General features: G+C 39.2%; 1 protein-coding gene. It reads left to right on the top strand.

The window, feature by feature from the left end; genetic code table 11:
• Window positions 1-304, top strand: a 304-nt coding sequence (locus JG676_RS08830; RefSeq protein WP_210328691.1) for a hypothetical protein, incomplete at its 5' end; no start/stop codon positions are given.
• Window positions 305-441: the final 137 nt, after the last annotated feature.

Below are 441 nucleotides of genomic sequence, written 5' to 3'. Positions count from 1 at the left end.
ATCAAGTGATACTCCAACTAACGAAGAAAAAAAACTCCTTAGCATCATTAGTGAACACATGGTTGGCGCTGATCCTACAGTTGATTGCACCGAGGTAGTAAAGCAGTATTTCAGGTATAGCTCCAGTATTTTGAAATCCGAATGGGAAAGGGTAAAGCGTGGTGAGAAAAAATACAGAATAGCAGTAACCATTGCATATCTTATCTTAGGAGCTTTTACATCCTACTTCGTGTTCAAATACATAATTATAGCCAGCGAGGCAATCGTAGATGCCTTTGAGTTTCTTTATCGTTCGCTATTATAACTGATTTTCAATGCTCCGGTTCTATGCTTAAGACGATACGTTTTGAATAAGCTACTATACAAGCGATATGGGAAACCCCCACATCGATAATACAGGTCTCTCAGGAATTGGTGGCTCTATCATCTACTGTTTGCTGA

This window comes from Campylobacter sp. 2018MI34 (genome assembly GCF_016598975.1).
Taxonomy (GTDB): Bacteria; Campylobacterota; Campylobacteria; order Campylobacterales; family Campylobacteraceae; genus Campylobacter_D.
Note: the sequence above shows the minus strand (reverse complement) of the source record. Positions and strands in the feature narration are given on the sequence as shown.